The organism is Deinococcus sp. QL22, from assembly GCF_023370075.1.
Taxonomy (GTDB): domain Bacteria; phylum Deinococcota; class Deinococci; order Deinococcales; family Deinococcaceae; genus Deinococcus.
Window position 1 is genome coordinate 776,653 of the sequence record NZ_CP097149.1, and the last position, 26,955, is coordinate 803,607.

Sequence of the window (26,955 nt, forward strand, 5' to 3'; positions counted from 1 at the left end):
CGGAATCCGTATCAGTGTAGCGGTGAGCCACTGGGAAAAGTGACGACTTCGGCAATGCCTGTGCCGTCCAGCCGCGCTATGAATCCGGCGTCGTCGCGGTAGGCCATGCCGCTGTCCATCGCCACGCACAGCCGCCCTGCGTAGGGAATCGGTGCGCCGGGGCCGAGGGTGGGGCCGTGCATATTCTCGTCCAGCAGGATGTATACGGGCGTATGCCCATGCACCAGCCGGTCTCCGCCGAGGGTTCGCAGGAGTTGCCACGCCGACTTTTCTCCGCTGCTCAGCGAAAAGGCGAAGCGGTCAGCGAAGGCATTGGCGAAGCTGCCCCATGCTTCAGGCTCGTTGGTTTGCAGCAGGGCCTGAATAGCCCCATTGATCTCCTCGATGGTGCTGCCAAAGCGGGTGTACATGCGCGTGTCGGCGTGCATCAGGAGCCAGTTGCCTGCGCGGGCCAAGGCGGGGCGCTCGCTGAGCCAGGCGTGGTCGCCCGCTTCCATCCGGGCCGCGTCGCGGGGTTGGCCGCCGTTGCTCATCCAGTAATCGTTGAATCCGTATTGGTCGTCCGGGTCGGTGCGCCGAAAGCGTTGCGCTGCCAGAAACATCACTTCATGGTTGCCAAGGAGCGCTGTGACCTGTCCGCCCGCCAGCCGCGCCTGAATCTCCAGATTCCGAATAAAGCGCACCACGCCGATGCCGTCTGGCCCCCGATCCATGTAGTCGCCCAGGAAGACGAGATGCGTGTCGCCTGCCGTCCACGCACCGTCAAAATCGATCAGGCCCGCCCGCAGCAAAATGGCCCGTACCTTGTCGTATGCACCGTGAATATCGCCGACCACCCACAGGTCAGGCATGGGCGGTTCCGGTTTGGGATTGCCCGATGTGGGTTTGGATGACAGCGCAGTAACGTTGGGCAGCGGGGGAAAGATCGGTGGGCAGAGAGTCCAGTGGAGACCATGCCACCGCTGTAGCGTCATCGCCTGCACGCGGGAATTGACCGTTGCAATCGGCAGAAAACAACACCGTCACCCAGTCCACGACGTTGCCATCCGGGTAGGTATGCTGAAACTCTGGCCCACTGAACACGCCCAGCAGTGTAAGGGTTTCGGCTGCTAAAGCAGTTTCTTCGCGTAGCTCGCGCCGGGCCGCGTCTTCTACTGCTTCGCCCGGCTCTACTGCGCCGCCGGGAATGTCCCACAGGCCGTTGTCGGTACGGCGAACAAGCAAGATGGTGTTGCCGTCTGTCACAGCTACGCCCGCGCCCACACGCTGAGCTGCGTTGTCACTCAACATCAACCGTCGCTCTGCAAAGCAGGCACGGGCTGACCCTCGTCTTGGTCTGCCGAATCGTCCTGTATATCGGTTTCTTCCGGCGCAGGCAATTCGCGCCACAGGGTCATGCGCTCGGTAATGTCGTCCTGCAATTTCCGCACGTTGCCCTCCAGGTGCGTGCGTGCGCCGTCCAGCGCGTGCCGCAGCCGCATAATTTCTTCTACGCCCGCCAGATTCACGCCAAGTTCCTGGGTCAGGCGGCGGATTTCGCGCAGATGATCTATGTCGCGCTCGCTATACAGGCGGGTTTTGCCGCTGCTGCGTCCGGGCCGGATCAGTTGCTTGCGTTCGTACAGGCGCAGGGTTTGCGGGTGCATGTCCACCAATTCGGCGGCGATACTGATGACGTATACCGGGCGGTCACGTGGGTCAAGTTTTTCCCCGGGCGCCGGCAGAGCTTTTTGCTGCACCTGCTCGCGCAACTCGCCCTCGATGCGCTCAATCTCGGCCTCGAACTCGCCCTGCATATCGTCGAGTTCGTGTTGAAGGCGCATCACTTCTTCCACGCCTGCCAGATTGACGCCGAGTTCCTGGGTCAGGCGGCGGATTTCGCGCAGATGCTCGATGTCCCGTTCGCTGTACAGGCGGGTTTTGCCGGTGCTGCGGCCCGGACGAATCAGGCCTTTGCGCTCGTACAGACGGAGGGTCTGCGGATGCATATCCACCAGCTCTGCCGCGACAGAAATCACGTAGACCGGACGATGCTTAGACTGATTTGCCATACCTTCCCTGAGTATACCGGAAGCAAGATTGCTGACCGTGATGGGGAACAACAAAGGGGCGGCGGCACACCTGTTCGGCCAGTCCAGACGCCTAAGCGGCGTGGCAACGGCCTGTGACCTCTCCCCCATCCACCGTTGCCGCTATGATTCCGGGCATGACCAGTTCTGAGCATCTGACGGGTTCTTCCGATCTTTCGGCCCACCTTGACCGCGCCGGGGCCGAAGCCGAATTGTTTGACCTGCTCCGCATTCCCAGTGTCAGCGCCGACCCCAGCCACGTGCCCGACATGGCCCGCGCCGCCGACTTTTTGCGGGCCAAGTTGGAAACGTTGGGCTTTGCCGTGCGCGTAGATGCTACGTCTCATGCGGGCAAAAGCGGGCAAACGGTGGCCGGACATCCGGTGGTGTTTGCCGAAAAACAGGTGGATGCCAGCCTGCCTACCGTGCTGATCTACGGCCATTACGACGTGCAGCCCGAAGCCCCGCTGGAAGAATGGGTCTCGCCACCCTTCGAACCCACCGTCAGGGATGGCCGGGTCTATGCGCGCGGCAGCACCGACGATAAAGGACAGGCCTACGCCCATGTGCGCGGCGTGGAACTGCTGCTCTCTCAGGGCGAACTGCCCGTGAACGTCAAGTTTTTACTGGAAGGTGAGGAAGAGGTGGGCAGCCCCAGCCTCGCGGCCTACCTGCGCCAAAACGTAGAGGCGCTGAAGGCCGACGTGATCGTGATTTCAGACGGCAGCCGCTTTGCCCCCGACGTGCCCACGGTAACCTACGGCCTGCGCGGTCTGAGTTATGTGGAAATTCATGTGCAGGGCGCAAACCGTGACCTGCACAGCGGCAGCTACGGCGGGGCCGCACCCAACCCGATCAATGCACTGGCCGAAATCATCGCCAAACTGAAGGATGATCAGGGCCGCGTGACCATTCCCGGCTTCTATGACGGCGTGGAGGAAATTACGCCCGCCGAGCGCGAAATGTGGGCCAAACTGCCGCAGGACGACGCCGCGTTTGCCGCTTCCATAGATGTGCCTGCCCTGCCCGGAGAGGCCGGATACAGCGTGCTGGAACGCCTCTGGGCACGCCCCACGCTGGACGTGAACGGCATCTGGGGCGGCTATCAGGGCGAGGGCAGCAAAACCGTGATTGCCGCCAAAGCCGGAGCCAAAGTCAGTATGCGGCTGGTGCCCGGCCAAGACCCGGAACGCATCACGCAGCTCATCACCGACTACGTGCCGACCATCGCCCCCGAAGGCGTGAAGGTAGAAGTGAAGTCGCTGCACGGCGGCCAACCGATTAAAGTGGACGCCGATTCTCCGTTTGTGCAGGCGGCCGGCCGCGCCCTGAAGCGGGTCTACAACCGCGACGCCGCCTTTGCCCGTACCGGGGGCAGCATTCCCATCGTGGCCGACTTCCGCTCCATTCTGGGCGCACCCGTGCTGCTTGTAGACTTCGGTCTGAACGAAGACGCCCCCCACTCGCCCAACGAAAGCTTTGCGCTGGAGGACTACCACAACGGGATTCTGACGGGCGCTTATCTGCTTCAGGAGTTGGGGCGGGTTGGCGAGCCGGAGCAGTGAGACTGAGAGCAGTGAAATTGCCTGAACGTGGAATGTGGAATGTGGAAACAGCCCAAACCACGATCTACGGTTCACACTCTCCTGACCGCGTGCAGCGCCTATGAAGTTGGCCTTCCTCGCCTCACACGGAGGAAGCGCGGCCCGGCATATCGCGGCGGCCTGCGAGTCGGGCCAGTTGGCAGGCACTCCCGTTGCGCTGGCCTCCAACAACAGCCGTTCTCCGGCGCTGCTGTGGGCGCAGGAAGCGGGCCTGAAGTGGGCACATCTCAGCTCGGCCCGCATTCCAGACGCCGATGCGCTAGACGCTGCCATTCTGGAGTTTTTGCTGGATGCTGGAGCCGAAACCCTCGTGCTCAGCGGCTATATGCGCGAGTTGGGGCCGCGTGTGCTGGGGCATTTTGCGGGGCGCGTGGTGAATGTGCATCCCAGCCTGTTGCCCCGGCACGGCGGGCGCGGCATGTACGGAGACCGGGTGCATCAGGCCGTTCTGGTGGCAGGCGACAAGGAAAGCGGCGCGACGGTGCATCTGGTCACGCAGGGCATAGACGAGGGGCCGATTCTGGCCCAGGCGCGTGTGCCGGTGCTGCCCGGCGATACGCTCGCAAGCCTCAAAACCCGCGTGCAGGCCACCGAGGGCAACCTGATGTTGGAAGCGTTGCGGACATTGCAGGAGTCGGCCACTCCACAGGCGGCTCAGCTGTAGGGCGTGTGGGCCAACGGGTTCAGCCTGTCTGGTAGAGACCCATCAGACAGGCCTCGTGCGACATGCCCTAGGCTGTAGGGTGAGATGACCCCCGCTCTAACGGATCGCGCGGCCCTGTGGCCTGTCCTCCCCGCCCTCCCCGTGAGCTGGGAGGCGCTGCCCCAGGAGGGTGTCACGCTGCCTGACGGCACCCACCTGCGGTGCAACGACGCGCCGGACGGCACGCTCTATCTGAACCTGACGCTTCACGAGTCCGAGGACTTTCAGGAGTTGCTTGATGGGCGCGGCGACTATACCGATGAGGAGCTGGAAGACCCCTACGCAGTGATTGACCAACGCTGGCAGGAGGCGAGCGAGGTAATGCAGACCCTGATCGCTCAGGCGGCGCAGGTGCTCGGCGAACCCGCTCAGACGGACTCCACGGGGCAAGTGAGCTGGTCGTTGCCCGACCGGACGATCTCGCTGGGCCTGTTTCAGGCAGATAGAGACTGCCCGCTTGAGGTGTGCCTGTGGCTGCTGCTCCCTGGGCTGAGCCCACGCATTTTGGAACTCTAGGGAACGCCGCGAGGGGCCAGGACACGCATGACAGGAACGGTCTGGCCTTCACCGACCCGTACCAGACTGAGCGTTCTCCAGAGAGGACTTCATCTTTGCCTAGATGCCTAATCCAGCCTTCCCTTTTTTACCCAATCTGCCAGAGCCTACCCCGCTAACCCGAGGTCGGCTCCGTTCTTTGATGGAGAGTTCTGGAGGCTGTTCGACTAGCGCGGCCAGGACATCCAGTGTTGTGGTTTTTATTTGGCAGGCCAGGCAAATTTCCGCCCGTCTTTGGGGGTCAGCAGCACGGAACGCACTTCATTCCCGGTGTTCTGGATGATGCAGGCCGCCGTTTCGGGCAGTGGGTCACCCACGCCACTCTCAATGCTGCTGACGCTAGGGCAAGAAGCGTCGCGCTCGTCTTGGCCCAGCACATCGGCGGCGAGGCCCACCTGACGCACATATTCCCGAAATCGTACCGGGGCGGACTGCCGTTAACGTTGAGGTTCAGCCTGACGCGGCGGCGGCGCTTCCCCACTCTGCTGAGTTTGCTGCTGTGCTGCACGCGATTGCTGCACGCTGCCCCACACGCTTAGACCGCCCAAGAGGGCCAGCATGCCCACCAAACTCAGCCACAGGCGCAGGCTCCGGGTTCGTCCATTCACACCCCCATGGTAGCGGGCTTAGGCTGGCGGCATGAAACGCAAGATTTTTGACCTCCGCCCCTGGGCACGCGTGACCGCCCACACGCAGACCCAGACCACCATTCCGGGCTACGTAATTCTGGATTTCACGGCCCACACGGTCATCAGGCCGCTGGATGTGCCGCGCCCCGCCGGAGAGGGCACGGTGCGGATTCTGGACAACGGCTTCCGCTGGGTACGTGCCCACCCCACCGGAATGGGAGAAGGCGTGATGGGCAGCGCCCTGACTGTGCAGCTGAACGAACGGGGACGGCCCGTGCAGTTTTACGCCGACATCCACACGGGCGAGGGCGTGGGCGAAGACGGCCTGCCCTGGCACGACGACCTCTATCTGGACGTGATCGCCGAGCCGGAAGCGGGCGGCTGGGGCGTCAATGCAACCAACATCATTGACGCCGAAGACCTGGAGGAGGCAGTGAAGGCCGGGCTGGTGACCCCGGAGCTGGACGAGGCGACGTGGGCACAGGCACGGGCCGTAGCCGCCGAACTGCACGCAGGAACGTATGCGCCGCTGGCGGTGCTGCGGCGGTATCTGGAAGACCCGTATACCTGAGCGATGGAACAGGAAGCGCAGAACAAGCCCAACACTACGTTCCATTCTGCCGTTATACTCAGTTCAAAATTTCCAGCTTGTCCCCACTTCTCCCCCGGAGGTTCACCCATGACCCAGCCTGATACTGCCGCCTCCCCTGCCCGCCCCGCCCTGCCCGGATTTGCCGTAAAAGCGGTGAAGGCCGCGCTGCACGCCATTCCCATGAATGCGACGGTGGGTGTACAGATCACCGATGTGGGCGTGGGCTGGGCCGAGGGTGTCTGTGCCGACACTGCGCCGTTTCGCAACCACCTGGGCACCATTCATGCCGGGGCACAGTTTTTGCTGGCCGAAGCCGTGAGTGGGGCCGCCTTTGCCGGAGCGTTTGCCGCGCAATTGGCGCAGGCCATCCCGCTGATAGAGAAGCTGGAAACGCATTATGTGGCCCGCGCTCAGGGCGACATTACCGCGCAGGGCCAGATCGACCCGGCCACCTTGCCCGCCGCCGCCGCCGAGTTTGCCGAGCAGGGCAAAGCCAGATTGACCGTAAACGTAACCGTCAAGGATGCGGGCGGCAAAGACGTGATGCGGGCAGTAGCACACTGGTATATCCGTGCATCGGGCGGCAATTCGGGCAGCTGAAGCCGGCCCAGGCTCAGCACACCCCCAAACGGCCCCATATACAGCGTGTAATATTTTTCTCATTTTGGCCTTAAGCTGACTGGTGTGACATTCCCGCCCCCACTTCTGCCCGCCGCCCCTCTCCAGAGGCGTAGCTGATGCTGGCGCGGGCGCGGAGTGTGGCCCTGATCGGCGTGGATGCCGTACCAGTTGAAGTAGAAGTAGATGTCAGCCCCGGTTTGCCAGCGTTTAGTGTGGTGGGCCTGCCCGATCAATCGGTGAGTGAGGCGCGGGAACGGGTGCGGGCGGCAATTCGGAACGCGGGATTGCCCTTTCCGGCGGCCAGAATTACGGTCAATCTGGCCCCCGCCGACCTGCGAAAAGAAGGCCCGCTGTACGACTTGCCGATTGCGCTGGGGCTGCTGGCGGCGCAGGAACTCTTGCCTGCGTCGGCGCTGGAAGGCACGTTGGTGGCGGGCGAACTGGCGCTGGACGGCACGCTGCGGCCCATCGCGGGGGCGGTAAATCTGGCGCTGCTGGCCTCCAGCCTTGGCCTGCCTGCGCTGCTGCCCGCCGGAAACGCCCGCGAAGCCGCGCTGATAGACGGTGTAACGGTATTTGGGGCCGCCAATTTATTGGAAGCCGTGCGACACCTGAGCGGCCAAGCCCTGCTGAGCGCCACCGACCCGCCCCTGCCCGACGCCCCCAGCGACCTGCACCCCGATCTGGCCGACCTGAAGGGCCAGAGTTCGGCCCGCCGCGCCCTGGAGATTGCGCTGGCGGGCGGCCACAACCTCCTGATGATCGGCTCTCCGGGCAGCGGCAAAACCATGCTGGCCCGCCGCGCTCCGGGCTTGCTGCCGCCCCTCACGCGGGCCGAGGCGCTGGAAGTCACGCGCATTCATTCGGCTGCGGGACTCTTGACGGTACGGGGCACGCTGACTTTGGCGGCTCCGTACCGCACGCCCCACCACACCGTGTCGGATGCCGGACTGATCGGCGGGGGCAGCGTGCCGCGTCCGGGGGAAGTGTCGCTGGCGCACCGGGGCGTTTTATTTCTCGACGAGTTCCCCGAATTTAGTCGCAAGGCGCTAGAAACTTTGAGGCAACCACTGGAAGACGGTACGGTGACCATCAGCCGGGCGCGGGCCAGCGTGGACTATCCGGCCCGCTTTCAACTGATCGCCGCCATGAATCCCTGCCCCTGTGGGCACTTTGGCGACCCTGAAAAGGCCTGCACCTGCACGCCGCTCCAGCGCACCCGCTACGCCGCGAAAATTAGTGGGCCACTGCTCGACCGCATAGATTTGGTCGTCAGAGTCCCCAGGCTGACTGTGGATGAACTGACGCGTGCGCCAGAGCCGGAAAGCAGCGCCCCAGTTCGCGCCCGAATTACCGCCGCCCGCGACCTGATGCTGGATCGGCAGGGCGGGCGAAATACCGACCTAGCGGGCCAGCAACTTCGCAAGCACGCGCCCCTGAATCCCGGCCCAGACGCCTTTTTAAGGGCAGCGGCGCGCCAACTCGGCCTGACTGGGCGCGGCTTTGACCGAATTTTGCGTGTGGCCCGCACCGTAGCGGACTTGGCAGGCGGTGGCGACATCCGCGAATCGCACTTGGCCGAGGCCGTGACCTACCGCCCGCGTGAGTTGACCTAGGCCTCAGGCCCGCCCCTCCGTCAATCCCTGTTTATCTGCCTCCCCGTCACCTCTCACCCGGCTTTGCTCTACTGGCCGCATATGCTTCGCCCCCTCCTGCTTTCCGGCGCACTCGCGCTGTCGGCTTCGGCCTGTGCCCAAACATCGTCTCCATCGCCCTTTTCCGTGCCAGACGGCTTCCGCGTCACCCTGTTCGCCGAAGGGTTCAAGCAGCCGCGTTTTATGGCCGTCGCGCCGGGCGGAGACGTGTTCGTGTCTGATCAGGGGGCGGGCACCGTGACCGTGCTGGCCGATGCCAACCGCGACGGCAAGGCAGACGGCAAAACCGTGTTCGCGTCGGGTCTGAACCGCCCGCACGGACTGGCCTTCCACGGCGGGTTTTTGTATGTAGCCAATACCGACGGCGTGGTGCGCTTCAAATTCATGTCGGGCGACGTGAAGGCCAGCGGTGCGGCGCAAAAAGTGGTGGATCTGCCGGGCGGCGGCGGGCATTCGACCCGTACCGTAGAATTTGGCCCAGACGGCAAAATGTACGTGTCGGTAGGCAGCACCTGCAATGTATGCGAGGAAAGCGACCCTCGCCGCGCCGCCATCTGGGTCTACGATGCCGAGGGCAAAAACGGCAAACTCTTCGCGTCGGGCCTGCGAAATGCGGTGGGCCTGGAGTGGAACGGCAGCACGTTATACGCCACCAATAATGGGCGCGACCAACTGGGCGACGACATTCCGCCCGAAGGGTTTTACCGCGTGCAAGCAGGTGGATTTTACGGCTGGCCGTACTGCTACACCACGCAGGCAGGCAAAGCCCAAGTCTGGGACAAGGATTTTGGTCGCAAAAATGCCAGCACTTGTGCCAACGCCACGCCCGCCTTTGCCCTGACCACCGCGCACTCGGCCCCGCTTGGTCTGGCCTTCTACACCGGCAACGCCTTCCCCGCCGCCTACCGGGGCATGATGTTTTCTGCTCTGCACGGCAGCTGGAACCGCTCGCAAAAGAGCGGCTACAAAGTAATTATGATCGACCCGAAAACGGGCAAGACCACGGATTTCTTGACCGGATTCCTGTCGGGTCAAAGGGTGCTGGGGCGGCCTGTAGACCTGGTGGTGGCCGCCGACGGGGCCATGCTGCTCACCGATGACGGCGCGGGCAAGGTGTGGCGGATTCAGTACGCCGGAAATTGATGCAGGCTGCCTGACACAGGTTTAAACTTGTGGCATGACCACCATCCATCCCGCCGCCGCGCTCGCCGCCGCTTCAGGCCGGGCTACATCTACGCAAAACTTGGTTACGGTGGGCCTCGGCTGGTGGCTGATGGTGGGCATTTTTGTGGATGGCTGGGCGCACAACAATCTGGGTGAGAGTCTGGAAACCTTTTTTACACCGTGGCACGCGCTGTTTTATAGCGGCTTCGCGGCGGTGGCGGGCTGGACGTTGTGGCTGACCTGGCAGGGCATGAGGGCTGGGCGGCGCGGCGTGGCGGCCTTTCCCGACGGGTACTGGCCCGCCGCGTTGGGGGTGCCCGTATTTGCCCTGGGCGGCCTAGGCGACCTGCTCTGGCACACCGTTTTTGGCATAGAGCTAGGCATAGAAGCCCTGCTTTCGCCCACCCATTTGCTGCTGTTCGCGGGTTCGGTGCTGATTCTGAGTGCGCCGCTAAACGCTTCCTGGCGGATGCCCACGCTGCGCCGCGCACCTGCCGGGGTCGTATGGCCCGCAGTGATGGCTGCTACCGCCATTTTATGCTTCACGTCGTTTATGCAGATGTACCTGTGGGGCTATTTGCGTGCGCCGCAGGGTACCGAATATGTGCAACTGCGGGCCGAACTGGGCGGCACCCTGCTGACCGCGCTCATTTTGGCTGTCCCAGTGCTGCTCTTGCTGCGCCGCTTTCGGTTGCCGTTTGGGGCCATTACAGTCATGTACGGCCTGAACACCCTGCTGATGACGCTGATGCTGATGCCCGGAACGTGGCGCGAGCCGGTACTGATGCTGGCGTGCGGCTTGGTCCTCGATGCGCTGCTGCTAGGGCTTGATCCTTCCCCACGTCGCCCCGCTGCCTTCCGCGCCTTCGCTTTTCTGTTGCCGCTGCTGGTCTGGGCACCTTACCTCGCCCTCAACGTGTGGCTGGGCCTCAGCAACCTGAGTCTGGAACTCTGGCTGGGCGTGGCCGTCATGGCCGGATTAGGCGGGCTGGCACTGAGTGTGTTGGTGCTGCCGCCTGCATTGCCGCCGGAAACAGAGGATGTGGGGCGTGGGCTGTAGGACGGGTCTAAGGGGCTCTGTCTCAGAACGGCAACAGCAAATGCCAACTTTCACGAGTCACCCTTAGACCCTTAGACCCTTAGACCCTTAGACCCTTAGACCCTTAGACCCCGCAACTCCGCCACGCGCTCCGCCAGCGCCTGCCAGGGCTCCAGCACAAAATGGGTGTGACCCAATGGACTCGTAGACGGCAAGACCCACACTTCTGCCCCCTCCAGCAAGTCGGTCTGCACGCCGTAGGGCAAGCGCCCGGTGGCTTTGCCCAACACCTCGGACGCGCCGCGTTTGCTGGTAAAAGCCACCACTTGCGGCGCGTGGGTGCGAATTTTTTGGCGCAATTCTTCGGGTGCCCATGCCTCAGCGGGCAAGGCAGCGTCTACACCCGAATGCCGTTTGGCAACATCGGTCAGGCCGATCCCCCAGGTGGGCAACAGCGCGTAATCGTGGGGCGACAGTTGCCGGGGCGTGAGGCCCACGCTGTGTAGCACGCTCCAGAACTTGTTTTGGGGGTTGGCGTAGTAGGCCTGCGCCCGCGCACTGATCTTGCTGGGGGCCGTGCCGATCAGCACCAGCGTCAGCCCCGGCTGCAACACGTCGGGGACGAGATAGGGGTCGCTAGATGGCCCGCTCATACGGATACCCCTTCATTCCTGCACACCCAGAACCCCACTGGCTGCGCGTCCCTTCCACGTGAACCGTATTTGTTCCTTGTCTGCGCTGCACCTCCGCAAGTCCTTGCAGTCGGATTGAAAGCCAAAATGCACGGCTTCCAATCGGAATTCTCAGTCGCTATACCGCTCATCTTTAAACGGATCGCCCCGCATGTGATAGCCGTTGCGCTCCCAGAATCCGGGTTCATCGTCGGCCATAAACTCCAGGCCGGTCAGCCATTTGGCACTCTTCCAGAAGTACAGGTGCGGCACCACCAGACGCAGCGGCCCGCCGTGTTCAGCTTCCAGCGGCTCACCGTCAAATTCGTAGGCCAACAAGTTTTCGGGGCGCGTAAAGTCTTCGAGGCTGAGGTTGGTGGTATACCCGCCGACGCTGTGCTGCATGACGTGGGTGGCCCCCGGCTTCAGCTTTAGATGTTGCATCAGGTCTACGACCCGCACACCCGTCCAGGTAGTATCCAGCTTGCTCCAGTGGGTCACGCAGTGAATATCGTAGGTCAGGGTGGTTTGCGGCAGAGCCATCAGTTCGGCCCATGTCAGCGTTTTTTCCTCGGCCAGCCCGGTTATACGGATCACCACATCGGCCGCTGCGTAGCGTTGGGCCGGGCCATAGGTCAGCACCGGAAACCGGGTGGTAAGGGTCTGACCGGGCGGCACGCGGCCTCCCATATCGTTCTCGGGCTTCTTGAAAAATCTGCCTAACATGGGGGGTATTCAACGCCGCCCACACACTCTGGGGTAGAGGCGAACCCCCAATTCTGGGCAGGCGGGGGCCAGTGTTAAGGCTTCCGATAGATCGGGGTCGGGCGCAGTAGCGTCTGGGCGCGTCAGCAGACGGCATCCTGACCAAACTTGTCAGGACGGGGTAAGGGCAGGGCACGTATACTTGTTTCAAGTCCGGGGCTCATTTCTTCTTCCCCGGAAAAGCGTTGCCCCTGGTCTTAGCAGTTCCGCCCACTCAGGTAAGAGCTGCGAGGAGTACACCACATGCACGCCAACAATCAGGCCAGACATGAAGTCGAACGTGCCCGCTTACTCGCCGATGTGCGGGACTTGCTGGGCATCTTGCGCCGTGAACCCAATGAACTCTTGCCCTTCGACTGGATGAAACATCTTGGCCCTCAAGGTGAGCACCAGTTGGGCTTGCAAGCTATTCCCGTCGATCAGATCACCGGTTCTGTTGACCGCTACCGCGAGTTTGACCGCCACTACCTGCCCAAAGAAAAGCACCTCGATGAGCGCTGGATCGGCGTGCGGAGTGCCCAGTTGGAAGGCAAGGAACTGCCGCCCATTCAGGTCTACAAAGTCGGCGATCTGTACTTCGTGAAAGACGGCAACCACCGCGTCAGCGTGGCGCGTCGGCAGGGTCAGAAATACATAGACGCCAACGTGATCGAACTGAACGTGACCGTGCCGCCCGAAGAGCACGACACCCTGAAAGACCTGATCATCAAGGGCGAATACGCGCACTTTTTGCGTGAGACCAACCTTGACCAGATCGTGCCGAACCACAGTGGAATTCTATTTACCACGCCGGGCCGCTATGACCGCCTGCTGGAACACATCCGGACTCGGCAGTATTTTCTAGACCGCAAACCCGGACGCGCGGGTCTGCCGCCCGTGACCTGGGAAGAAGCCGTGGAAAGCTGGTACAAGCGCCTGTATTGCCGAATCCTGGAAAACATAGACAAGCACGACGTGATGACCCGATTTCCGGGCCGCACCGAAGCCGACCTGTACCTGTGGATCATGGATCACCGCTACTTTTTAACCACCCAGGAAGGCCACGACATAGGCAGCGAGGAAGCCACCAAAGATTTCCGTGCCCACTACGCGCCGCCGCTGTACAAACGCCTGGGCCAGCGGGTGCAACTGCTGCTGAAGGGCGAACTCGATCCAGCGAGGTAAAGCTGGAAACTCAGATTGTGGGAGGTAGATCGTGGACTGTGGGCTGAAGAGGCTTGCAGTCCATCTTTTTTGTGGCTGCGACTGCTGATCCTAGACCCTTAGATCCTCGGCCTTAGAGAGACCACACCCTGTGACCCGGCCCCCTCCCCCACCGCCCCCAGAGCTCTACAACCCCGCCCCAATCTGCCCGGCCTGTATACTGCCGGTTACTGTGACTGGCTCCATCCATATTACCGAGGCGGCCCTCGCCTCGCTTATCGGCCTGACGGCCCACGAAATTCCGGGCGTGGTGGGCATGGCCCCCGCGAATCTTAAGGAAGGTCTGTCCCGTGTGCTGGGCCGCGCCAATGTCAGCGATGGCGTGGTGATTTCCAAGGACGCTCAGGGGGACCTGACCGCCGACCTGTACATCGTGGCGGCCTACGGTGTCAGCATTCCCACGGTGGCCCGCAACATCGTTGACCGCGTGGTGCATACCGTGCGCGGGCAAGCAGGCATAGAACTGAAAGCCACCCGGGTTCATGCCGTGGGGGTTCAACGTGCATAGGCCTATGAATAAAGAGATGCTGACGCTTTCTCCGGCAGATTTGGCGCACATGCTGAGAACCGCCACCGACTGGCTGGGCGTGTACCGCGAACAGGTGAACGCCCTAAACGTGTACCCCGTGCCGGACGGCGACACCGGAACCAACATGCACCTGACCATGCAGTCGGTGCGCCGCGAGCTCGATACCTGCGACGAAACCCTGATGCCCAGCGTGGCCCGCGCCATCAGCTACGGCGCCCTCTTGGGCGCTCGCGGCAACAGCGGCGTCATTTTGTCCCAGCTTCTTAAAGGCTTTGCCGAAACGCTGAAAGACCAGAAATCTGTGGACGCTGGCACCCTGATCGCTGCCTTTGCCGCCGCCCAGAAAGCCGGATACGGGGCCGTCATGAAGCCCGTGGAAGGCACCATTCTGACCGTTGCGCGGGGCGTGGCCGATGGAGCCGCCAGCGTGACCGACAAGGCCGCCACCATTGATACGGTGCTGGAACAATCCCTGTTTGGCGGCCAGAAACTGCTGGATCAGACACCCGAAATGCTGCCCGCGCTGAAGCAGGCAGGCGTGATCGATTCGGGGGGTCAGGGGTACCTGTATCTGGTGCAGGGCATGTTGGCGGCCCTGCGCGGCGAAGCGTTGCCCGAAGCGCCCGACGTGACCAGCTACGCGCAGCAGCAGTTTGACAACGAGGAATTTGGCTACTGCACCGAATTCCTGATGAGCGAGGCCACCAAGCCCATCGAAGAAATCCGCGAACTGGTGACGCCGTTTGGCGACAGCCTGCTGGTGGTGGGCGCGGAAGGCTACGTGAAGGGCCACATTCATACCAATGAACCCGACGCGCTGCTGGCGATGGTGGGCCGCTACGGACGAATGCTGAAAACCAAAGTGGAGGACATGTCCGAGCAACACACCGAAATCCTGGGCATGACCGGAGCCGCTGCCCGCGCTGAGGAAGAAGTGCCGGAGTCGGGCCTGGTGGCGGTGGCAAGTGGCTACGGCTTGGTCAAACTGTTCCGAAGCCTCGGCGCACGCATCGTGTCGGGCGGGCAGACGGCCAACCCCAGCGTGCAGGACATCGTAGACGCGGTTCGCAGCGTGAGTGCCAAGAAAGTGCTGATTTTGCCCAACAACAAAAACGTGCTGATGGCCGCCGAAAAAGCGATGGAGCTGATGGAAGGCCGCGCCGTGGTGGTGCCGACGCGCACGCTGGGGCAGGGTGTAGGCGCAGCCTTGGCCTTTAACGCCGACGCAGACGCCGAAAGCCTGAAAGCCGAGATGACCGAAAGCGCGGCAAAAGTCACGACGTTTGAAGTCACGCGGGCCAGCCGAACCACCAATATCACCACCAAAGATGGCCGCACCCTCGCCATTACCGAAGGTGACGTGATCGGGTTGCAAGACGACGAACTGATGCAGGCGGGCGGCAGCCCCGAAGACAGCGTGCTGGAAATGCTGAACCGGGGCTACAGCGGCCAAGAAGTCATTACGGTATTCGGCGGCCCCCAAAAAACCTTGGAAGATTTGGAAGCCTTGTCGGGCCGCATAGAGAAGGAATTCCCGATGGCCGAACTGGAAGCCCACGCGGGCGGGCCGGATTTATACGACTACCTGGTCACAATCGAGTAGACGGGACGAACAACAGACTCAGTGATCACTCCCTGAGTCCCTTGTTTGCTCTCATTGCGTTATGAAGATCTGCCGAGTTTAAAAGTGTGGTAGAGCACAGGTCAATAACGTGGTGTTTATTGACCTGCGGCATTCGGTCAACTCAGGCTTTATCTGTCAGGCGGGGGCAGCAAAGACCACAGCCACAACCAACGTCCAGAATCCCAAGTTTTATGTACAAGTCGGGGGTTTGTGCCTGTAGATCCTTCGGAAGTGGATGGGGAAGGCCAGCCTATCGCGCTGACGTCTCTGATGTAGCACTGAGGCCAGCAGCACAGGCAAGCCAACAAAGCAGGATGAGGCGTGTGCGCCTCGTCCTGCTTAAAAACGTAGAAGCTTACTTCTTGATAATCCGGCCCTTGACCGTGTTGGTTAGGGTGCTGCCCTTGGCTTTCAGATACTGGGCAAAGGCGTCTACATCGGACAGATTGGGAAGCTGAACGACGTTCTTACCCTGCGTAAAGACGCTGAAGAAGTCACCGCCTGCGGCCAGGAAGTTGTTGACGGCCACACGGTAATTGGCCGCTGGATCAATAGGCTGTCCGTTGAACTTGATGTCGGCGATATTGACCTTACTGCCTGCGGGCGCGGCGTCGGTGTAGCTGTAGCTAAAGCCTTCGCTGACCTGAAGCAGCTTGACGGCGGTGGCATTGCTGCCGCTCCACTGCTGCTCTAGCACGTCTTTGATCTGCTGTCCGGTCAAGTCCATCACGACCATCGTGTTGCCAAAGGGCTGCACGGCGAATACGTCGCCAAAGTTAATGGCATTGTTAGGCTTGATCTGGGTGGTGTCGGGCAAGTCGGCGCGGATACCGCCGGGATTCATCAGCGAAATCTGGGTGCCCTGCGCCTGCGTCGCGAATACCTGTGCATCGGCAATCACGTCGCCCAGTGCAGATTCGGTGTTCCGGGCATTGCTGATACCACGCTGAATCTGGGGCACGCCGAGGTTAGCCACGAATACCGATTTCACGGCGGTGGTCTTGGCATCGGCGGTAGTTACCAGTTGGGTCATACCGAAATCAAGTGTGTTGTTGGCTTTGCGGGCCGTGTAATCCACCACCAGATTTTGAGCGCTGACCTTCATCACTTCATGGTTGGCTTTGTCTACGGTCAGGTTCAGGCGCTGGAGCAGGTGACCGTAAAAGTCGCCCTGAATGACGATGCGGTCGTTGCCTTTAGGATCGGGCACGAGGCAGTTGTAGCCCGTATGGCTATGCCCGCTGATGATGGCGGTCACAGCAGGATCAACCCGCCTGGCGATCTGCACGATAGGGCTACTTTCCTTGAGGCTTTTACAGCCGACGGTGCTGTAGTTATCGCTATTGCCCGTAGAAATCTCGCCGCCTTCATGAATCAGCATCACGATGGCGTCTACTTTGGCGGCCTTCAGTTCCGGAATGTACTTGTTGACCGACTCGGCTTCGTCCAAAAAGTTCAGTTCCTTGATGCCGTCGGGCGACACGAGGCCGGTGGTCGACACGGTGACCGCACCAATAAACGCCACTTTCGCTCCGCCGATATCCTGAATGGAATAGGGCTGGAAGGGGGACGTACCGTCTGCTTTATAGACCACGTTCGCGCCCAACCATTTGAAGGTCGCGCCGCTGTAGTTGGGGTCGAATTTGCAGGCCTTGGCGGTGTCGTTGCTGTCGCAGCCGCCGTTCTGCATGCGGAACAGTTCCTTGAGGCCCTGATCGAATTCGTGGTTGCCCAGCGAACTGACTTTGAGGCCGATCTGGTTCAGGGCGTAGATGCTGGGTTCGTCGCGCAGCAGGCTACTGATGGCGGGGCTTGCGCCGATCAGGTCGCCGCCGCCCACCAAAATTGTGTTGGGGTTGGCCTTACGGGCATCGTTCACTTCTGCAGCGATGGCTTCTACGCCACCCGCGCTGATGGCGGTTTTCTCGCCCGCTTTGGTAAAGCTGGTGGGTTGGAGGTTGCCGTGGAAGTCATTCAGGCCCAACACCGTGATGTCTACGGCCTCGGGGGCATACCGCACTTCGCCACTTGGAGCGCAGGCAGTAAGAGCGAGTGCCGAAGTGACCAGCAGCAAAGCTGTCCTGTTGAAGGGTTTCATATAGCATTAATACATCACATTTTTGTCAAAAATGGATGAAATGGCCTGGGGGCTGAGCCGATTGCCATTGGCTAACTCGGTCTCTCACTCTCAATTGAGAAGAGAGCCGGGGACGGGAGGAACTTGGCCTGTGCACCTGTATTCATGACCTATAGGAACAAGGAGACTATCGGTGTGGACGCCCCAACCCTCCATGAACAGGCATGTTGACTCTGGCCTCGGCAAGGGCCATTTCTGCCGCTTCTCCGTCTCTGCTACCTTGCCTTCATGCTCGATCCGCACGCCGCCCTGCCCTTTGCTGCCGCCGTTCATCCCCTGGCCCGGCCCGCCCTGCGCCTGACCTGGGACTCACGGGAAGCCTCGCCCGAGGTAGCATTTGTGGCCTTGCCCGGCGAAAAAATGCACGGCAACCGCTTTGTAGAGGCGGCGTTGGCGGCAGGCGCACCTTTTGTCCTGACTGATTTGAACGTAGAGCGGGCCGTGCGCGTGCCCGATGCCCAGCAAGCCCTGTTTGAGTGGGCGCGGCGCGAGAGGGCCAAGAATGGTCTGGTGGTCGGAATCACGGGCAGCGCGGGTAAAACTACGGCCAAAAGCTACGTGGCCGCCGCGCTGGACGCCCACTTTATGCCTGTGTTCAATACCCTGCCCGCCATTGCCTGCTTTCTGATCGAATTTGGGGGCAGCACTAAGCCGCTGGTGGTCGAAATGGGCATAGACCGCGTGGGTGAAATGGCCGAACTTGTTGACCTGGTGCGGCCTGATGTGGGCGTGATTACCACCATCGGAGCCACGCATCTGGAGGCGCTGGGAACAGTAGACACCGTGGCGTTCGAGAAGGGTCATATCTTGCGGGACGTAGCGGCCCGGCCGATTCGCTCTGTGGTGGGCGCACAGGCCGCCGCCTATTTTCCGGGAACAGATACCTATGGATTTGGGGGCGCGACCTTTGCTGGACAGGATTTAGAGGTGACTCCGGAAGGTGCGAGCTTTATCTACGCGGGCCAACCCGTGAGCCTGCCGCATGCCGCAACGGTGCAGGCCGAAGCCGCCGTGCTGGCGCTGGCGCTGGCGCAGAGTGCCCGAATGTCGCTGAGCGAAGCAGCTAGGCGTATGGCCGCCGCAGAGGTTCCGGGGGGGCGTTACCGGGTGCATCCGGGCCGCTACACGGTCATAGACGACGCCTACAACGCTTCCCCCATTGCCGTGACCGCCGCGCTGGAGGCCCTGAATGGCTTTCCGGGCCGCCGCGTGAGTGTGCTGGGGCGAATGCTGGAACTGGGCGACACCGAACGCGCCCTACACGCCGAAGTCGGGGACTATGCGCGGGCCAAAGCCGACGTGACCTACGGCGTGGGTGCATTTGCCGCCGAACTGGGCGAGCGGGCCTACCGGACGGTGCCGGAACTCCTGGCCGCGCTGCTGGCCGATACCAGTGATGGCGACGTGATTCTGGTGAAGGCCAGCCGGGGCATCAGCTGGACGCCGCAGCAACGGGCGGAGGAAGGGGTAGGGCTGGATACGGTGGTGGGGGCGCTGCTGGCGGGGCGGTGAGGGGAAGGAGCTGAGAGTGCAGGGTCTAGGGCAAGGGAATCGCTGACGCTCATTTATCCGTCTCCTGCAGGGAACGAGGGAGCCAAATCAAGCTCTTTAGCTTTTGCCGTTTGCCCTCGCCCCTTGTGGGACTCGTAGAGCTGCGCAGCAGAGAAGGCAACCAGCAAACGCACCCGCCCCAGCACCTTAGACCCTTGACCTTTAGACCCAGCCCCTCACCGCCCCACCCCCCAATCCTCACCCACCCCACCTCCCCATAAGCTGAAATACACCATGCCCCGCCTCTTGCCCATCCTTGCCCTGCTGCTCTCGGCCTGCGCTCCGGCCTACTCGCCCCCCACCGGAGACGCGGCGTTTCGGGCGGCCTTTAGTGCAGACGGCGTAGCTTGGGTGGCAGGTGGGCGGGCGTGTGTGGCGCGTGCGCCGGGGTTCCGGGTCACGTGCCCTAGCGTGCCTACCGCTGTAGATGTGGCTTGGAATCGGGGCGAAGCATGGGCCGCCGTGCCGGGTGCGGGCGTGGTGGTCACGCTAGACCGGGCCGCCCGCAGCGTGGCGGTGGGCCGGGTGGTGGCCCTCAGCAGCACACGGGCCTACCGTGAAGATGGCAGCGCCGTGACCTATGAAGGCGCGGCGGCGGCGGGCGTGGCGGGCGCACCCTCGGCGGCCTTGACGGGGGGCGACGGCGCAGATTATGTGCTGCTGGCCGGAAACCTGCGGCGCGTGACCGACAACGTGGTGACTGAAGTAAACGCCGCGCCGTTTCTGGTACCTCTGAATACAGGCGCACGCAGCGCAGACGTGCCAACAGTCGTAACCAGTTTTGGAACCTACCGCCTTGCCAACGGACGGCTAGAACGCGGCGACGGCACAGGCCGAATCCTAAACAGCGTGGCGCACGGGGCCGGCCGGGTTGGGCAAGTTGGCAGCAACATCGTGACCATTTCGGCAGACGGGAGCGTCAAAGTGTTCACCGAGAATCTTAACCTCGTGGATGAGAGTCGGTAAGTTTGAAATTTACCAATCTTCATGAGTAAATTATTATGTTAAAAGCTTAAGGCCATGCCAGAAACGCGGATGACTATGAAGGCAAACTGTTGAGCTTGAATCCTACCCGACATTAAGATCAGGATGCCATTTTGTTCACAAAAATGTCGCTCATTTTCCACCAATGGGGGGCCAGTCAAGCCAGTGGGCCGATTTCTTCATGGCTGCGCCGCCTGCATCCCTTCACAGTTTGGGGGTGAAGCATTGTGTGTAGCAGCGACTGGAAACGTACTGGACTGCCTGGACATCTGAGGTATGGTGTGCGTGCTAGACGGCTGTGGAATAGCTCTCACCTGTCAGAGTTAAGTAAGCGAACGAATGATTGCATAAACTGTTCATGTCGCTCCCAGACCTCGGCCCGCACCCTCACCTCTCATCTTCCTCTGGTCGCAGACCGTGCCAGATGAGTGAATGCTAAAATCTGTCTGACTCTGGAGGGAGAATGTCGAGCTTCTTGAACCGCCTACTTAATCCGCGCCCATCTGCAATCGGCGTGGAAATTGGCACGAGCGCCATCAAGGTTGTTGCGCTGCGTCCCGGCTCTCCCCCGTCCTTGTTACATGCCGTGATGGTGCCTACGCCCATCGGCAGCATGCGCGACGGCATGGTGGTCGAGCCTCAGGCCGTGGCCACCGAACTGAAGAACCTGCTGGCCCAACACCGCATTACCACCAAATACGCCGTGACCGCCGTACCCAACCAGTCGGCGGTCACGCGCAACATCATGGTGCCGCGCATGGAACGCAAAGACCTTCAGGAGGCCATCAAGTGGGAGGCGGAGCGCTATATTCCGTACCCCATCGATGAGGTCAGCCTGGATTTTGACGTTCTGGACGACATCAGCACGATTCCGCCCGACGGACAGATGGAGGTCGTGATTGCCGCCGCGCCCACCGAAGCCATTGCGCGGCAGGTGGAAGTGTTGCGGCTGGCCGGGCTGGAGCCGACTGTGGTCGATCTGAAAAGTTTTGCCACGCTGCGTGCCCTGCGCGGCAACCTGTTGGGCGAACACCTGACCAAAAGCACCCTGACCGGCACCAATTACACGGAAGCCGGAGAGGTGGCGCTGGTGATGGAAATCGGCGCGAGCAGCAGCGTGATCAATCTGGTACGCGGTGACCGGGTGCTGATGGCACGCAACATCAACGTGTCTGCCGACGACTTCACGACGGCCCTGCAAAAAGCCTTCGATCTGGACTTTACCGCCGCCGAGGACGTGAAACTGGGTTACGCCACCGCCACCACGCCCACCGAGGACGAGGAAGACCTGCTGAACTTCGATATGGCCCGCGAGCAGTACAGCCCCGCCCGCGTGTTCGAGGTGGTGCGCCCCGTGCTGGGCGACCTGATCACCGAAATTCGGCGTTCGCTGGAGTTTTACCGGGTGCAGAGCGGCGACGTGGTCATTGACCGCACCTTTTTGGCAGGTGGCGGGGCCAAACTGCGCGGTCTGGCGGCGGCCATAAGTGACGCGCTGGGCTTCCGGGTAGAGGTCGCGAGTCCTTGGCTGACGGTGCAAACCGATCAGGCCAACGTGGATACCGGCTACCTGCAAACCAACGCGCCCGAATTTACGGTGCCGCTGGGCCTCGCGCTGCGGGGGGTGATGAACCGTGGTTGAGATCAACCTGCTGCCTCAGCAGTACCGCAAAAACAATGAACCGAACGGGTGGCGGCTGGCGACTTATGCCCTGATCCCCGTAACAATCGCTGCCATCCTCATTCCCGAAGTAGTAACCGCGACCCGCGTGGGCGACCTGCAAAAGCAGCGCGACGCCCTGCAAGGCGAAGTCGTGGCTCTCACGGCTGCCAAGCAGGAATTTGACGCCCTGACCGCCACCGAAACCCAACTGAAGCAGGTGACCGATATTGCGACCCAATTGCGTGACCGCAAAACGTACTGGTCAAACGATCTGGCGACCTTTACGGCGCAGCTTCCGGCGGGCAGCAACGTGGCCCTGACCAGCATGAACGTGCGCCCGGTCGAGGCCACCGCCTTGACCGCGCTGCAACAAACCGGCGTGTACATCGGCAAAAACGTGCAGCGTGAAATAGAACTGTCCGGTACGGCCCGCAGCCAGCAGGCGGTGGTAAATTTCTTGAACGCCTACGAAACCAATCCTAAATTCGGCGTGAACTTCCGCAGCCTGCAAAACGACCAAGCCACCGGAACCTATACCTTTGCCGCCACGGTGGGCATGGTGGGCGCAGAACCCGTTGCTGCCGCCCCCACCGACGCCGCAGGCGCAGCCGGGGCACCTGCCGCTGCTCCTGTGGCACCGGCGACGGGGGCCACCCAATGACCGCCAGCAAACTCGATGCCCGCTCTATTTTCCTCATCGCACTCGTGAGCTGTGTGGCCCTGATCGCCGGGTGGTACTACCTGCGTTTTCAGCCCCGGCAGGCGCAGATCGTACAGCTTCAAACCGAGGTAGACAGTGCCCAGACGCAGGCCGACCTGTACCGCAGCGCCTCTGTACGGCTGCCCGACCTGCGTACCCGTGTGGCCGCGCTGGAAGTCGAGCAGAGCCAGTTTTTGCGGGCGCTTCCCGATGCCGCGCAGTTCGGCACCGTGCTCGACGAAGTCCGGCGTAACGTGACCGCTGCCGGAGCGCAACTGAGTTCGTTTAATGTCCAGACGGGCACAGGCACCAATTTGCCCAGCGGCGTGCGGCCTATTTCCCTCACGGTGGGTGTGGGCGGGCAGTTTACGCAGGTGTTTCAGGCGATCCGTTCCATAGAAACCATGAACCGCTTTACCAACGTCACGGCGGTGGGCATTCAGGTGCCGCAGGCGTCCAGCTTCAATCCTCCCCTGGAAAGCACGATTGGCCTGACGGTGTACACCTTCGATGCTTCGCAGGCCACGCCAGTCGCAGCGGACGGCACGCCTGAGGCTCCGGCAGCAGGGGCTGTACCCGCCACAGACGCCGCATCTGGAGGTGTCCGGTGACCCGCACCCGCGCTCCACTGAACTTTAAGCCGTCCCGTGAAATGAAGATTCTCCTGATCTTGCTGCTGATGGTGGGCCTGATCGGCGGCTGGTATGTGTGGACGAGCAGCCGAACCAACAACGTGGTCGCCAACGGCGAAAGCGGCAGCGGCCCCGTTCCTGTCGAGGGTGCGCCCGCTGGTGGCGAGGGCAACACAGCGGGAGGAAACACGGATTCGGGAGACAGCGGCACGGACACTGGGACTGGCACCTCGCCTGATCCTCTGGCCTCTGGCAGCACCGGAACCCCTGTTGATCCGGCAGCCAGTGCAACCACTAACCCAGACGGCAGCGTGACTCCCAATGGCACGGTCAATCCTGACAGCACCGCTAACCCTGATGGCACGGTGACCATTCCCACCCTGCCCCCACTGGGTAATCCAGAAGGCACTTTGGTCGGCCCCAACGGAGAAGGCACCACCGCTGTTTCGCCCAAACCGGGCGGCATCAACCCCGACACCCCTCTGGTGCTGCTGCCCGGCGTGAATCCCTTCCGCCCACTGACGGTAGATGCAGCCGCCGCTGGCACCACACCTGCGGGCAACGTGACGGCCAACATTCCACCCCCGACCAATACCCCGGTTAACAGCGGCAATACTGGCGACACAGGCACCGTCGCCAATACCGACACTGGCAGCAACAGCGGCATCGATTCCCTCGGCACTGAGGGCGGCGCACTTGCCATCTCCCCTATTCCCGGTTCGGGCGATACCGTTCCCAGCGACTCGGTAGACCTAACGGGCGGCGCATTCCCCATCCCCACCATTCCCGGTGCAGACGGCAATCCTACCGATGCTCCGAACACCAGTGGCGTGACCATTACGCCCGGTGCGGCTACCGTGACGCCTGACCCCATAACAGCCGACAACAGCGGCACGGGCAACGGCGGAACTGGAAACAATGCCTCTGGCAGCAATGGCACCAACGACACAGGCGCGAATACTTCTGGCAATACGCCCACAGACAATGCGGGCACGGGCGCGAATGGAACGACCCCAATCCCAGTCGAACCAGTGTTGCCGCCCATCAAACCGCCCATTGCAGGCGTGAGCGTGCCCGGTGTAAACCGCGTGCCCAACCTGACCGCCAATGCCAACAGCGGCGGCACCGGAGCCACTTCCGGCGCGAACGGCACGGGCACTGGCGCAACGGGAACGGGGACAGGCGCGGGCGTCACCGCCTCCCTGCCCACCACCGCCCCGCGTCCCGGAACGCCTCAGGTCATCACCGAACTGGCTCCCCTCAGTACGGGCACACCCGCCGAAACCACCCGCCCGCTGGATCAGAGCATCGCTGCCCGCGAACTGGCCTTTAACGCCGTGGTTCTCGGCCCGGTCAACACCGCCATCTTCCGCTCTAAAGACGGCTTCTTGGTGGTGTCGGTGGGGCAAACCTTGCCCGATTCCGACATCGTGATCAAAGAAGTGACGGCGACCAGCGCCACCCTCGCACTCGGCAACGATACCCAGACCCTCGAACTGGACAAAAGGTGAGCCATGAATAAACGTCACGCCCTCCTCCTGACCGCCGCACTCGGCATGGCCGCCGCGCAGACCAGCACGACCACCGCCTCTCCCGCCGCACAGACCAGCCTCGCCCCCAACGCTGCACCCACCATTGCCCCTGATCCGCAACTCTCTAAGGCCACCATAACCGTGAACGTGGGCGTGTACTCCGGGCCACTGTCCAGCCTGCTGGCCGCCCTTGCCAAAGCCGCCGGATACGAAGTCATCTTTGATGCCAACGTGGACAGCCTGAACACCGCCGCGAATCTGGCCGCCGCGCCCGCCGCTGGAGTGGCCACCATTCCCGCGACCCCGGCAGCAGCCACGGCGGCAGGCAGCACCACCGCCCGCCCATTGGTGTTGTCGTTTACCGACAAGCCCTTCAACGAAGTCTGGCCGCTGCTGATGGACGTGTACGGTCTGAGCTACCAAACCTTGCCTCTGGGCGGCAAAACCTTGCTCCGGGTCGGCAATACGCCCCCTACCGTGCAGCGCATTTACACGGCACGCGGCACACAGGCCGATGTGTTGGCGCTCCTGACGGCCCAGTACCCCACTTTGCGGGTCTCGGCAGTGGGTCAGACCGGACAACTGGTGCTCAGCGGTTCGCAAACCCAGATCGATTCGGCGCTGGCGTTGCTGACTCAGGTAGACCGCCCCGTCATCAGTACGGTAGACACCTCGCCCGCCATGCAGCGCGTGTACGCCGTAAACGGGCAGCAGGCTGACGTATTGGCGCTCCTGACGGCTCAGTTTCCCACCCTGCGGGTGACGGGCGTGGGCCAGACCGGGCAACTCGTACTCAGCGGGCAGCAAAGCCAACTGGACGCGGCTCTGGCTCTGCTGGCGCAAGTTGACCGCGCCCCGACCCCGGTGCCCACCGCCGAAATCAGCCCCACCGTGCAGCGTGTGTACACCGTCAAAGGGCAGCAGGCCGATGTCAGTGCCCTGCTCACGGCGCAGTTTCCCACCCTGAAGGTCACGGGCGTCGGCAAGACCGGCCCATTGGTGTTGACTGGCCCCCAAACGCAAATCGAGGCGGCGCTGGCCCTGCTGGCTCAGGTCGACCTTACCCCTCCGGTGGCCGCCCAGACTACCCAGCGCATCTTTACGATTGCCAATGGCAAGGCCGAAGAAATCAAGGCCGTGCTGGAGAACACCTTGGCCGCAAGCGTCAGTGCCAACAGCATCACCCAGAGCGTTGCCGGAGGCTCGGCGGGCACCGGCAGCATCGTGACTGGGGTGAATGTGGGGGGCACGCCTGCGGCCCAGCCAGCGGCGACTCCCACACCCGCGACCAACCCCCTCGGCACTCTGTTGGGACAGACGGGAAGCACCGCCGGTTCAGAGCAGGTCAGCCCGGCGACCATCATTGCCGACAAGCGCACCAACACCCTGATCGTGCGCGGTACGGCACAGCAGGTCGCTCAGGTGGCCGAACTGATTCCCACCCTCGATGTGCGCGTGCCCCAGATCAACCTTCAGGTACGCATCAACGAGATTACCGAAACGGGCCTGCGAACCCTCGGCGTGGGCTATAAGGCGTCGCTGGGCGGCTTCAACGTGTCGCTCACCAACGGGCAACTGGCCGCGTCCTTCGATCCTCTGCGGGCCTTTACGGGCTTTAACCTCGGCGCAACGCTGGACAGCCTGGAGCAGCAGGGCATGACCAAGCGCGTGTACGACGGCACTGTGATGATGCAGAGCGGTCAGACCAACGGCAGCGGCTCGGGCGGCGGTACCTTCCGCTGCGGCAGCCCCGACGACCAGAGCAACATCGCGGCGGCCTCGCTGCAATCGGGCGGACGCCTCGATATCAACATTCCCGGTTCGGGCGGCAGCGCCCCCGTGGTTCGCACCATCCCCTACGGCGTCAACATGTACTTCCTTGACCCCAGCGTGAATGCCGATGGAACGGTCAGCGTGCGCCTGTGCGGTCAGGTCAACCAACCCCGCACCGCCATTACCAACACGTTGCCCAGCCTGCTGGACTTTGCCAACAGCAGCGCCCAGACGGTGGTCAGCTTCAAGAACGGCGAAACCCTGCTGCTCAGCGGCCTGCTCGGTTCCAACGAAGTCTCGACCCGCAAGGGCCTCCCCTACGTCAGCAGCATTCCCGTCATCGGCGCACTCCTCGGTGGTAGCGAGAACGTGACCAAAGACAGCACCCAGCTCTTGGTCATCGTGACCGGAACCGTCGTCAAGTAAACCCTAAGCTCTCCTGCCCGGACGCCTTCCCACCACTGGGGGCGTCCGGGTTTCTTTGGCTGGTCTGAATTGGGGCTGGGTTTGTTTGATCATGGCCCCTGCCCCGCCTGCACGCGGGCGCTAGAGTCAGACTT

Annotated in this window: 26 protein-coding genes; 18 read left to right on the forward strand and 8 right to left on the reverse strand. The window is 62.3% G+C overall.

Annotated elements, in window-relative coordinates; translation table 11 throughout:
- Positions 1-11 precede the first annotated feature (11 nt).
- Genes M1R55_RS03700 through hspR form a run of 3 tightly spaced genes read right to left on the reverse strand, consistent with a single transcriptional unit; the run spans position 12 to position 2,051 of the window.
- The gene (locus M1R55_RS03700; RefSeq protein ID WP_249393380.1) at positions 12-851 is read right to left on the reverse strand and encodes a metallophosphoesterase; all 840 of its coding nucleotides are present in this window, start codon (positions 849-851) and stop codon (positions 12-14) included.
- Positions 844-1,290, reverse strand: coding sequence for an NUDIX domain-containing protein (locus M1R55_RS03705; protein WP_249393381.1), 447 nt, complete (start codon positions 1,288-1,290; stop codon positions 844-846). Before M1R55_RS03705 ends, M1R55_RS03700 begins: the two co-directional genes overlap by 8 nt.
- Entirely contained in the window at positions 1,290-2,051 is a 762-nt protein-coding gene (gene hspR, locus M1R55_RS03710) for a heat shock protein transcriptional repressor HspR, fused homodimer type (protein WP_249393382.1), read from the reverse strand. The genes M1R55_RS03705 and hspR overlap by 1 nt, the downstream gene beginning before the upstream one ends.
- 155 nt (positions 2,052-2,206) lie before the next feature.
- On the opposite strand from hspR, the gene M1R55_RS03715 reads away from it, so the two are divergent.
- From M1R55_RS03715 to M1R55_RS03725, 3 genes are all read left to right on the forward strand, one after another.
- A complete protein-coding gene (locus M1R55_RS03715) occupies positions 2,207-3,634 on the forward strand; it encodes a dipeptidase (RefSeq protein WP_249393383.1) in 1,428 nt (475 codons plus the stop codon).
- A gap of 100 nt (positions 3,635-3,734) precedes the next feature.
- On the forward strand, positions 3,735-4,337 hold the full coding sequence (locus M1R55_RS03720) for a phosphoribosylglycinamide formyltransferase (RefSeq protein WP_249393384.1): 603 nt from the start codon (positions 3,735-3,737) through the stop codon (positions 4,335-4,337).
- Between the two features lie 84 nt (positions 4,338-4,421).
- On the forward strand, positions 4,422-4,892 hold the full coding sequence (locus tag M1R55_RS03725; protein WP_249393385.1) for a hypothetical protein: 471 nt from the start codon (positions 4,422-4,424) through the stop codon (positions 4,890-4,892).
- 239 nt (positions 4,893-5,131) lie between these two features.
- Here the strand turns inward: M1R55_RS03725 and M1R55_RS03730 are convergent, their stop codons facing one another.
- Positions 5,132-5,335: a hypothetical protein gene (locus tag M1R55_RS03730; RefSeq protein ID WP_249393386.1), complete on the reverse strand. Its 204-nt coding sequence runs from the start codon at positions 5,333-5,335 to the stop codon at positions 5,132-5,134.
- 33 nt (positions 5,336-5,368) lie between these two features.
- On the reverse strand, positions 5,369-5,539 hold the full coding sequence (locus M1R55_RS03735; RefSeq protein ID WP_249393387.1) for a hypothetical protein: 171 nt from the start codon (positions 5,537-5,539) through the stop codon (positions 5,369-5,371).
- 31 nt (positions 5,540-5,570) lie between these two features.
- On the opposite strand from M1R55_RS03735, the gene M1R55_RS03740 reads away from it, so the two are divergent.
- From M1R55_RS03740 to M1R55_RS03760, 5 genes are all read left to right on the forward strand, one after another.
- Entirely contained in the window at positions 5,571-6,131 is a 561-nt protein-coding gene (locus M1R55_RS03740) for a DUF402 domain-containing protein (protein ID WP_249393388.1), read from the forward strand.
- Positions 6,132-6,239: 108 nt separating this feature from the next.
- Positions 6,240-6,752, forward strand: coding sequence for a DUF4442 domain-containing protein (locus tag M1R55_RS03745; protein WP_249393389.1), 513 nt, complete (start codon positions 6,240-6,242; stop codon positions 6,750-6,752).
- Between the two features lie 137 nt (positions 6,753-6,889).
- Positions 6,890-8,389 carry a YifB family Mg chelatase-like AAA ATPase gene (locus tag M1R55_RS03750; protein ID WP_249393390.1) on the forward strand — a complete coding sequence of 500 codons (1,500 nt, stop codon included), beginning with the start codon at positions 6,890-6,892 and terminating at the stop codon, positions 8,387-8,389.
- Positions 8,390-8,470: 81 nt separating this feature from the next.
- The gene (locus M1R55_RS03755) at positions 8,471-9,571 is read left to right on the forward strand and encodes a sorbosone dehydrogenase family protein (RefSeq protein WP_249393391.1); all 1,101 of its coding nucleotides are present in this window, start codon (positions 8,471-8,473) and stop codon (positions 9,569-9,571) included.
- A 34-nt stretch (positions 9,572-9,605) separates the two neighbouring features.
- Positions 9,606-10,652 carry a hypothetical protein gene (locus tag M1R55_RS03760; protein ID WP_249393392.1) on the forward strand — a complete coding sequence of 349 codons (1,047 nt, stop codon included), beginning with the start codon at positions 9,606-9,608 and terminating at the stop codon, positions 10,650-10,652.
- 95 nt (positions 10,653-10,747) lie between these two features.
- Here M1R55_RS03760 and M1R55_RS03765 read toward each other — a convergent pair whose 3' ends face one another.
- The gene (locus M1R55_RS03765) at positions 10,748-11,284 is read right to left on the reverse strand and encodes a mismatch-specific DNA-glycosylase (RefSeq protein WP_249393393.1); all 537 of its coding nucleotides are present in this window, start codon (positions 11,282-11,284) and stop codon (positions 10,748-10,750) included.
- A gap of 150 nt (positions 11,285-11,434) precedes the next feature.
- Positions 11,435-12,028: a sulfite oxidase-like oxidoreductase gene (locus tag M1R55_RS03770; RefSeq protein WP_249393394.1), complete on the reverse strand. Its 594-nt coding sequence runs from the start codon at positions 12,026-12,028 to the stop codon at positions 11,435-11,437.
- A 282-nt stretch (positions 12,029-12,310) separates the two neighbouring features.
- Here M1R55_RS03770 and M1R55_RS03775 point away from each other — a divergent pair, with 282 nt between their 5' ends.
- The 3 genes from M1R55_RS03775 to M1R55_RS03785 all read left to right on the forward strand — a co-directional run bounded on the left by M1R55_RS03775 (position 12,311) and on the right by M1R55_RS03785 (position 15,402).
- Positions 12,311-13,231 carry a DUF4032 domain-containing protein gene (locus M1R55_RS03775; RefSeq protein ID WP_249393395.1) on the forward strand — a complete coding sequence of 307 codons (921 nt, stop codon included), beginning with the start codon at positions 12,311-12,313 and terminating at the stop codon, positions 13,229-13,231.
- Between the two features lie 211 nt (positions 13,232-13,442).
- Positions 13,443-13,778, forward strand: a complete 336-nt coding sequence (locus M1R55_RS03780) for an Asp23/Gls24 family envelope stress response protein (protein WP_249393396.1) — start codon at positions 13,443-13,445, stop codon at positions 13,776-13,778.
- A 4-nt stretch (positions 13,779-13,782) separates the two neighbouring features.
- Positions 13,783-15,402, forward strand: a complete 1,620-nt coding sequence (locus M1R55_RS03785) for a DAK2 domain-containing protein (protein ID WP_249393397.1) — start codon at positions 13,783-13,785, stop codon at positions 15,400-15,402.
- 376 nt (positions 15,403-15,778) lie between these two features.
- Here the strand turns inward: M1R55_RS03785 and M1R55_RS03790 are convergent, their stop codons facing one another.
- Complete coding sequence (locus M1R55_RS03790; protein ID WP_249393398.1) at positions 15,779-17,521, reverse strand: bifunctional UDP-sugar hydrolase/5'-nucleotidase; 1,743 nt, start codon at positions 17,519-17,521, stop codon at positions 15,779-15,781.
- 267 nt (positions 17,522-17,788) lie between these two features.
- Here M1R55_RS03790 and murF point away from each other — a divergent pair, with 267 nt between their 5' ends.
- From murF to M1R55_RS03825, 7 genes are all read left to right on the forward strand, one after another.
- Complete coding sequence (gene murF, locus M1R55_RS03795) at positions 17,789-19,072, forward strand: UDP-N-acetylmuramoyl-tripeptide--D-alanyl-D-alanine ligase (RefSeq protein ID WP_249393399.1); 1,284 nt, start codon at positions 17,789-17,791, stop codon at positions 19,070-19,072.
- Positions 19,073-19,345: 273 nt separating this feature from the next.
- Complete coding sequence (locus M1R55_RS03800; protein ID WP_249393400.1) at positions 19,346-20,077, forward strand: hypothetical protein; 732 nt, start codon at positions 19,346-19,348, stop codon at positions 20,075-20,077.
- 481 nt (positions 20,078-20,558) lie between these two features.
- Entirely contained in the window at positions 20,559-21,737 is a 1,179-nt protein-coding gene (pilM, locus tag M1R55_RS03805; RefSeq protein WP_249393401.1) for a type IV pilus assembly protein PilM, read from the forward strand.
- On the forward strand, positions 21,730-22,419 hold the full coding sequence (locus M1R55_RS03810; protein ID WP_249393402.1) for a fimbrial assembly protein: 690 nt from the start codon (positions 21,730-21,732) through the stop codon (positions 22,417-22,419). The genes pilM and M1R55_RS03810 overlap by 8 nt, the downstream gene beginning before the upstream one ends.
- Positions 22,416-23,069 carry a type 4a pilus biogenesis protein PilO gene (locus M1R55_RS03815; RefSeq protein ID WP_249393403.1) on the forward strand — a complete coding sequence of 218 codons (654 nt, stop codon included), beginning with the start codon at positions 22,416-22,418 and terminating at the stop codon, positions 23,067-23,069. Before M1R55_RS03810 ends, M1R55_RS03815 begins: the two co-directional genes overlap by 4 nt.
- The gene (locus tag M1R55_RS03820; RefSeq protein WP_249394245.1) at positions 23,066-24,601 is read left to right on the forward strand and encodes a hypothetical protein; all 1,536 of its coding nucleotides are present in this window, start codon (positions 23,066-23,068) and stop codon (positions 24,599-24,601) included. Before M1R55_RS03815 ends, M1R55_RS03820 begins: the two co-directional genes overlap by 4 nt.
- A 3-nt stretch (positions 24,602-24,604) precedes the next feature.
- A complete protein-coding gene (locus M1R55_RS03825) occupies positions 24,605-26,821 on the forward strand; it encodes a type II secretion system protein GspD (protein ID WP_249393404.1) in 2,217 nt (738 codons plus the stop codon).
- Positions 26,822-26,955 lie beyond the last annotated feature (134 nt).